The following is a 7,368-nucleotide window of genomic DNA, read 5'->3' as shown; positions in this document are numbered from 1 at the left end:
GATCTCCTCGGGGAGGTCGTCCCACGTCGCGGCCTGCTTCTCGCTGGAGCGCACGAAGTACTTGATGTTGTCGAAGTCGATGCCGTCGAGGTCGGAGCCCCAGGTCGGCATGGGCTTGCGGTGGAAGAGCTTGAGGCCCTTCAGGCGGAGGTCCAGCATCCACTGCGGCTCGCTCTTGAGGGCCGAGATGTTGCGCACGACGTCCTCGCTGAGACCGCGCTGGGCGGTCGCTCCGGCGACGTCGGTGTCGGCCCAGCCGAAGTCGTAACGGCCGATGCCCTTCAGCTCGGGGTTGAGCTCTTCGATGGAGGTCATGAGCTGACCGCCTTCCTCGTGTCGGTGGAGCGGGACGGATCCACGCCGGTCGGGATGCACGTGGTGCACACCCCGTCGCCGTGGGCGATGGTGGCCAGGCGCTGCACGTGGTGGTCGAGGACGCGGCTGATCGCCTCGGTCTCGGCCTCGCACAGCTGGGGGAACTCGTGGGCGACGTGGGAGACGGGGCAGTGCTGCTGGCACAGCTGCTCCCCCACCACCGGCAGCTGGCGCACGCTGGCGATGTAGCCCTCGTCGGTGAAGATCTTGGCGAGCACCTCGGCGGGGCTCAGGTCGGGCTCGGCGGTCATGAGGGGGCCGAAGCGCTCCTCGACAAACGCCACGCGACGGTGCGCGAACTCGCGGACGGCCTCGTCGCCGCCGGTCTCGGCCAGGAACCGCAGCGCCTGGACGGCGAGGTCGTCGTACTGCTGGTCGAAGCCGTCACGGCCGTGGTTGGTCAGCGCGAACACCTTGGCCGGTCGTCCGCGACCACGCGAGGCCTGCGAGCGGGGCTCGCGCGCCTCGAGGACACCCTCCTCGACCAGCTGGTCGAGGTGACGTCGTACGGCGGCCGGGGTCAGGTCGAGCGCCTCGGCGAGCACCGCAGCGGTGGAGGGTCCGTGGTCGAGGATCGACCGGACGACGCGCTGGCGCGTCGGCTGGTCCGCGCCGTTGGCGGCGCTCTCGTCGAATTCCACAACACCAGTGTGCCGTTAATGGTGAGGGCCATTCAAGGAAGGGGAGCCTTACCCGACCCTGCTGCTGTCACGATGTGTCCTGTGCCACTCCCCGAGATCGTGCCCGCTCCCCCGCTCGCGGTGGGCGTGGGGCTCCCGTGGGACCAGCCGGTGGGCGACGCGGTCGCCGCGATCGCGGCCGCCCGCGCCACCCACGGTGACACGTTCACGCTCACCAGCGGGCGTGACCACTACCTCTTCACCTTCTCCCCGCGCGGGGTCGAGTCGTTCTACGGGTTGCCCGAGGAGGCGGCCAGCAAGGGCGTCGCCGACTACCTGATGCTGCGCCGCAAGCTGCCCGACGGGATCTTCGAGGGCCGCCGCACGCTGCCGGGCTCGCTCTTCCGGCGCGACGACGTGGCCGGCTACCTGCGCCACCTGGACGAGGCGCTCGCCCAGACCGTGGCCGAGCTCGGCCCCTCCGGCGAGACTGACCTCTTCGCGCTGACCCGTCGGCTCGGCCACCGCATGGGCCTGGCCTCCTGGGCCGGCCCCGACGCCGCCGACGGCGACACCTTCGAGGCGCTGGTCGAGGCCTTCGACACCCTCGACGGCTCGGACGCCTTCGTCCACCCCGACGCCATGGCCGCCGTCGCCGCCTCCGGCAAGGCCGCCGAGCGGGCGGCCCTCGAGGTCGTCGTCGAGCACGTCGGGTCGGCCGTCGACCGGCTGCTCGACGACGACGTCACCGACCACGCGCTCTTCGCCCGGATCGTCGCGGCCTGGGCCGACGAGCCCGAGGACGTACGACGCCGCGGGGTGGCCCTCGACGTCGCGCTGATCCACGTCGCCTCGATGTCCAACCTGGCGGCCGCCCTGGGGTGGGCGCTCGTGGACCTGCTCGGCCACCCGCAGGAGGAGGCTGCGGTCGTGGCCGGCGACGCCGACCTGGCGCAACGCTGCGCGCTGGAGTCGACCCGCCTGGCCCAGCGCTCGATCATGGCGCGCACCGTCCTGCGCCCGGTCAGCCTCGACGTGGGCGACGCCGTGCTCGAGGTGCCCGCCGGCTGGACGATCGCCACGCTGCTGCCCCTGCTCAACACCTCGGCCGGTCCCGGTCTGGACCGGTGGGAGCCGAGTCGGTGGGACCGGCACCGGCTCGCCGACACCAGCGACCTCGCCTCGCCGCAGCTCGTGACGGCGTTCGGTCACGGCCGGCACACCTGCCCCGCGCAGCCCTTCGCGCTCGCGGCCATGACCGCGGCGGCGACCACCCTGCTGGGGACCTACGACCTGGCGCCGCGTTGGTCGTCCTCCCCCACGCCGGTGCCGGCGCAGATCGGTGGAGTCGCACGGGCCGACGGCCCGTGCATCGTGGACTACGCGCTGCGCTGAGCGGTGTGCCGGGTCGCGGGCCGGGTCGCACGCAGCCACGCGAGCCCGACGAAGGGCAGCACCAGCGGCAGGAAGCCGTAGCCCTGGCCGAAGTGCGACCAGACGGTCTTGTCGGGGAAGAGCGCGGTGTCGGCATAGCTGAGGGTGCCGACGACCAGCACCCCCACGAGCTCGATGGTGCAGGCGCCGACCGCGATCAGCCAGGACCGACGGCCCCCGAGCAGCAGGCACGTGGTCGCCACGAGGTAGATCACCGCGGCCAGGAGCGACAGGGAGTAGGCCACCGGCGCCTTGTCGGCGTCGGCGCCGAGCTGCACCAGCGAGCGACCGGTCGCGGCGACCGCGAAGACGCCGTAGACGAAGACCAGGACTCGTCCCGGGCCCGAGGAGAGGTCACGCACCCGCGCCGCCCCAGATCGCGTCGAGCCGCAGCTCGAGGGCGATGACGGTGAAGGCGGCGACCGCGAGCACGGCGGTGCCGGCGCGGGTGCGCTCGGCCAGCGACCAGAACGCCCCGATCGGCAGGGCGGTCAGGATGCCCACGAGATAGCTCACGAAGAGGACCCCGGACACGTCGCGCTCGGTGCCGGACAGCTGCACCGAGCCGACCACCAGCTGCACCAGCAGCACGACCTCGATCACCGCCAGCAGCGCGAAGAGCGGGTCGCCGGCGGTCTGGTCCTTGACCAGCAGTACGGCGATCCCGAGGAGGGCCACCGCCGACAGCACCAGCACCGCACCCATGACCCAGTCGTTCACACCGTCAACCCTAGACTCTGGGTGTGTCCGAACCGCCTGCCGTCTCCGTCGACGGCCTGGTGATGCGTTATGCCGACAAGGTCGCGGTCGATGAGCTCAGCCTCACCGTCGAGCGCCACACCATCACCGCGGTCCTGGGGCCCAACGGCGCCGGCAAGACCACGACGCTCGAGACCTGCGAGGGCTACCGCACGCCGCACCGCGGCACGGTCCGCGTGCTGGGCCTCGACCCGGTCGCCGACCGCCGCGAGCTGCACCCCCGCATCGGCGTGATGCTCCAGGGCGGCGGCGCGTGGAGCGGCGTGCGGGCGATGGAGATGCTGCGTCACGTGGCCAAGCTGCACGCGCACCCGCTCGACGTCGACCTGCTCGCCGAGCGGGTCGGCCTCGGTGACTGCGGCCGCACCCCCTACCGACGCCTCTCCGGCGGCCAGCAGCAGCCCCTGGGCCTGGCCCTCGCGCTGGTCGGCCGACCCGAGGTCGTCTTCGTCGACGAGCCGACGGCCGGCATGGACCCGCAGGCCCGCCGCGCGACGTGGGCGCTGCTGGAGGAGCTGCGCGCCGACGGGGTGACCGTGGTGCTGACGACGCACTACATGGAGGAGGCCGAGCGCCTCGCCGACAAGATCCACATCATCGACCACGGCCGCCTCGTCGCGAGCGGCTCGCCGCTCGACCTGACGCGGGGCGGCTCCGTCACGACGATCCGCCTCGTCGTCACCCGGCCCTTCCCCCCGGGCAGCCCGGCGTCGCTGCGCACCGCGCTCGGAGAGGCGATCGAGGTCGTGCAGCTCGACGAGCTCAGCCTGCTGGTCACCGGTCCGGCCGACGCCTCCACCCTCGCCAAGGTCTCGCGCTGGTGCGAGGACAACGGCGTCCTGCCCGAGTCCCTGACGCTGGGCCAGCGCAACCTCGAGGACGTCTTCCTCGAGCTCACCGGACGGGACCTTGCCCCATGAGCGCACCCACGACACCGACCGGCACCTTCGCCCCGAGGCCCGGCGCCGCCCCGTTGCCCCGCATGGTGCTGGCGCAGGCCGGCATGGAGGCGCGGCTGATGCTGCGCAACGGCGAGCAGCTGCTCCTGGCCGTCGTCATCCCGGTCATCGTGCTCATCGGCGGCGTCATGGGGTCGGACCGCATCGGCCTCGACTTCACCCGCTCGGCCGTCGACACGCTCACACCCGGGGTCCTGGCGCTGGCGATCATGTCGACCGCCTTCACCTCGCTGGCGATCGCGACCGGCTTCGAACGCCGCTACGGCGTGATCAAGCGCCTCGGCACCTCCCCCCTGTCCCGCTCGGCCCTGCTGGCCGGGAAGATCGGCGCGCTGCTGCTCGTCGAGGTGCTGCAGGTCGCGGTGATCTCGTCGGTCGCCCTCGCGCTCGGCTGGGAGCCGAGCGCCAGCGTGGTCGGCGTCGTGCTGGCCCTCGTGCTCGGCACCGCCGCCTTCGCCGGTCTCGGCCTGGCGCTGGCGGGCTCGCTGCGCGCCGAGGCCACCCTGGCCGCTGCCAACCTCGTCTACCTGCTGCTGCTCGCCGGTGGAGCGGTCGTGCTGCCGATGTCGGCCTACGGCGACTTCGGCGAGGTGGTCCGCTGGCTCCCCTCGGGCGCCCTCGGCAACGCCATGCGCGAGGCCCTCAACGATGCCACCGTCGCCTGGCGTGAGCTGGTCGTCCTCGGTGGTTGGGCCACCGTCGGCACCGTCCTCACCGCCCGGACCTTCACATGGGAGTGAACCTCGTGTCCCTCGCCCGCTACGTCCGCCCGCTCGGCTGGGCCACCCTGGTCGCCAACGCGATGCTGGTGGTCACCGGCGGCGCGGTCCGCCTGACCGGCTCCGGCCTGGGCTGCCCGACGTGGCCGCGCTGCACCGACGAGTCGTTCACCCCGCACGGAGCCCTCGACCTCCACGAGGCGATCGAGTTCGGCAACCGGATGCTCACCTTCGTGCTGGTGGCGATCGCGGTCGCCACCTTCGTCGCGGCCTGGCAGACCGGCCGCCGCGACCTGCGCCGACTGGCGCTGTGGCTCGCGCTCGGCATCCCCGCCCAGGCGATCATCGGTGGCATCACCGTCCTCACCGACCTCAACCCGTGGATCGTGTCGTTCCACCTGCTGATCTCCATGGCGATCATCTCGCTGGCGGTCCTCTTCGTCCGCCGTGTCGACCAGCCCGACCCCGTGCCGGCCCGCGGGCCGGTCGTCGGCCTCGCCTGGGCGACGTACGCCGCCTCCTGGGCCGTGCTCTACATCGGCACCGTCGTCACGGGCTCGGGTCCGCACGCCGGTGACGAGGACTCGCCCCGCAACGGGCTGGACCCGCTCCAGGTGAGCCAGCTGCACGCCGACTCGGTCTTCCTGCTGGTCGGACTCACCATCGGGCTGCTCTTCGCCCTGGCGGCCCTGCGCGCGTCGGCCGAGGCCCGCACGGCGGTGCTCGTGCTGCTGCTCGTCGAGCTGGGTCAGGGCGCCATCGGCTTCGTGCAGTACTTCACCGACCTGCCGATCGTGCTGGTCGGCTTCCACATGCTCGGCGCGGCCCTGATCTCCGCCGTCGTCACGTGGACGCTGCTGGCGGTGCGCACGCCCAACGGCTCCCTCGGGGAGACCCACGAGCGTGAGCTGGAGGACCTGCTCAGAGCTTGAGCAGCGGGTCGAGCGCCACCGCGACGAACAGCAGCGAGAGGTAGAGGTTGGAGTGGTGGAACAGCCGCATCGGCTGGATCACGCTCAGGTCCTCGGTGCCGCGGGCGCGGCGCCACATGCGGTGGGCCTCGACCAGGAAGACCGCGCCCAGCACGGTCGCGGCGATCGGGTAGAACAACCCGGTCCCGGCGACGGGCCACAGCAGCAGCGAGGTCGCCACCATCACCCAGCTGTAGAGGACGATCTGGCGGCCCACCTCGCGGGCGGACGCGACCACGGGGAGCATGGGGACGTCGACTCCTGCGTAGTCCTCGCGGTAGCGCAGCGCCAGTGCCCAGGTGTGCGGCGGTGTCCAGAAGAAGACGACGGCGAAGAGGATGACCGGGACCCACGAGAGCTCGTTGGTGACGGCCGTCCAGCCGATGAGTGCCGGGAAGCAGCCCGCGAGACCGCCCCAGACGATGTTCTGCGTCGTGCGGCGCTTGAGCACCATCGTGTAGACCAGCACGTAGAACGCGTTGGCGAGGACCGAGAGGCCTGCTGAGAGCAGGTTGACCCACACGGCCAGCACGATGGTCGAGAGGATCGCCAGCATGGAGGCGAACACGAGGGCGGATCGCGCCGTGACGATGTGGCGTGGGAGCGCGCGGCGCCGCGTGCGACGCATCTGCTCGTCGATGTCGCGGTCGTAGACGCAGTTGAAGGCCGAGGCCGAGCCGGCCGACAGCGTGCCGCCGACGACGGTGGCGAGCACCAGGCCCAGCGGCGGGATCCCGCGCTCGGCGAAGAACATCACCGGCACGGTGGTGAGCAGCAACAGCTCGATGACGCGGGGCTTGGTCAGCCCGACGTAGGCCATCACCACGTCCTTGAAGCCGGCCTTCTCGTGCGGCCCGCCGTGAGGTCCGTCGGGTCCCGGCTGGTTGACAGCAGAGACCGGCTGGCCGACGTGGGTCACAGGTGTCCTCGCATAGCAGGATGAAGAGCGGGAAATGGACGGTGGAGCGGGTGTCAGTCTAGCGGCGCACATGAGTAGGCTCGGTGGTGCCCGTCATCAGCGAGAGGAACCCGTGAACGCCCCCGTGAGCAACCCCGCCGGACTCGACTGGACCGACCTCGACCAGAAGGCCGTCGACACGGCCCGCGTCCTGGCGATGGACGCCGTCCAGAAGGTCGGCAACGGCCACCCCGGCACGGCCATGAGCCTGGCCCCCGCCGCCTACCTGCTCTTCCAGAAGGTCATGAAGCACGACCCGGTCGACCCCGACTGGATCTCGCGCGACCGCTTCGTCCTCTCCTGCGGGCACTCCAGCATCACGCTCTACACCCAGCTCTACCTCGGGGGCTTCGGGCTCGAGCTGGACGACCTGAAGGCGCTGCGCACCTGGGGCAGCGCGACGCCCGGCCACCCGGAGTACCACCACACCAAGGCCGTCGAGGTCACCACCGGCCCGCTCGGCCAGGGCGTCGGCAACGCCGTCGGCATGGCCATGGCCGCGCGCAAGCAGCGCGGCCTGCTCGACCCCGAGAGCCCGGTCGGCGAGAGCCTGTTCGACCACCACGTCTACGT

The 7,368-nt window shown here is 71.8% G+C and carries 8 protein-coding genes and 2 pseudogenes; 5 read left to right on the top strand and 5 right to left on the bottom strand.

Going from position 1 to position 7,368, the window contains the following annotated elements; genetic code table 11:
* Together RMN98_RS20735 and RMN98_RS20730 are read right to left on the bottom strand one after the other, a co-directional pair.
* Positions 1–315 (bottom strand): annotated as a pseudogene (locus RMN98_RS20735) (Fe-S cluster assembly protein SufB); the annotation flags it as partial.
* The gene (locus RMN98_RS20730; RefSeq protein ID WP_309650722.1) at positions 312–1,016 is read right to left on the bottom strand and encodes a metalloregulator ArsR/SmtB family transcription factor; all 705 of its coding nucleotides are present in this window, start codon (positions 1,014–1,016) and stop codon (positions 312–314) included. The pseudogene RMN98_RS20735 and the gene RMN98_RS20730, both read right to left, overlap by 4 nt.
* An 81-nt stretch (positions 1,017–1,097) precedes the next feature.
* Between RMN98_RS20730 and RMN98_RS20725 the strand changes: the two genes are divergently transcribed.
* A complete protein-coding gene (locus RMN98_RS20725) occupies positions 1,098–2,390 on the top strand; it encodes a hypothetical protein (RefSeq protein ID WP_309650721.1) in 1,293 nt (430 codons plus the stop codon).
* Here RMN98_RS20725 and RMN98_RS20720 read toward each other — a convergent pair.
* A complete protein-coding gene (locus RMN98_RS20720) occupies positions 2,375–2,791 on the bottom strand; it encodes a hypothetical protein (protein WP_309650720.1) in 417 nt (138 codons plus the stop codon). The genes RMN98_RS20725 and RMN98_RS20720 overlap by 16 nt on opposite strands.
* On the bottom strand, positions 2,784–3,149 hold the full coding sequence (locus RMN98_RS20715; protein ID WP_309650719.1) for a hypothetical protein: 366 nt from the start codon (positions 3,147–3,149) through the stop codon (positions 2,784–2,786). The genes RMN98_RS20720 and RMN98_RS20715 overlap by 8 nt, the downstream gene beginning before the upstream one ends.
* 23 nt (positions 3,150–3,172) lie before the next feature.
* On the opposite strand from RMN98_RS20715, the gene RMN98_RS20710 reads away from it, so the two are divergent.
* From RMN98_RS20710 to RMN98_RS20700, 3 genes are read left to right on the top strand one after another with little or no spacing between them, the layout of a single operon-like run.
* Complete coding sequence (locus RMN98_RS20710) at positions 3,173–4,108, top strand: ABC transporter ATP-binding protein (RefSeq protein ID WP_309650718.1); 936 nt, start codon at positions 3,173–3,175, stop codon at positions 4,106–4,108.
* Positions 4,105–4,887, top strand: coding sequence for an ABC transporter permease (locus RMN98_RS20705; RefSeq protein ID WP_309650717.1), 783 nt, complete (start codon positions 4,105–4,107; stop codon positions 4,885–4,887). Before RMN98_RS20710 ends, RMN98_RS20705 begins: the two co-directional genes overlap by 4 nt.
* Positions 4,878–5,798: a COX15/CtaA family protein gene (locus RMN98_RS20700; protein WP_309650716.1), complete on the top strand. Its 921-nt coding sequence runs from the start codon at positions 4,878–4,880 to the stop codon at positions 5,796–5,798. The genes RMN98_RS20705 and RMN98_RS20700 overlap by 10 nt, the downstream gene beginning before the upstream one ends.
* Here RMN98_RS20700 and RMN98_RS20695 read toward each other — a convergent pair.
* The gene (locus RMN98_RS20695) at positions 5,788–6,828 is read right to left on the bottom strand and encodes a heme o synthase (protein WP_397210403.1); all 1,041 of its coding nucleotides are present in this window, start codon (positions 6,826–6,828) and stop codon (positions 5,788–5,790) included. The two genes, RMN98_RS20700 and RMN98_RS20695, sit on opposite strands and share 11 nt — an antisense overlap.
* 124 nt (positions 6,829–6,952) lie before the next feature.
* Between RMN98_RS20695 and RMN98_RS20690 the strand changes: the two are divergent.
* A pseudogene (locus RMN98_RS20690) lies at positions 6,953–7,368 on the top strand (transketolase); the annotation flags it as partial.

The sequence above is a fragment of the Nocardioides sp. genome (assembly GCF_031397825.1).
In the GTDB taxonomy this organism is placed as follows: Bacteria; Actinomycetota; Actinomycetes; order Propionibacteriales; family Nocardioidaceae; genus Nocardioides.
The sequence above is the reverse complement of the archived record's forward strand: the minus strand, read 5'-3'. Positions and strand labels throughout refer to the sequence as shown.

Bases quoted from the DNA above. Each gene is read 5' to 3' on its own strand.
- RMN98_RS20705 (WP_309650717.1), top strand. From the start codon at position 4,105: ATGAGCGCACCCACGACACCGACCGGCACCTTCGCCCCGAGGCCCGGC.
- RMN98_RS20700 (WP_309650716.1), top strand. From the start codon at position 4,878: ATGGGAGTGAACCTCGTGTCCCTCGCCCGCTACGTCCGCCCGCTCGGC.
- RMN98_RS20695 (WP_397210403.1), bottom strand. From the start codon at position 6,828: ATGTGCGCCGCTAGACTGACACCCGCTCCACCGTCCATTTCCCGCTCT.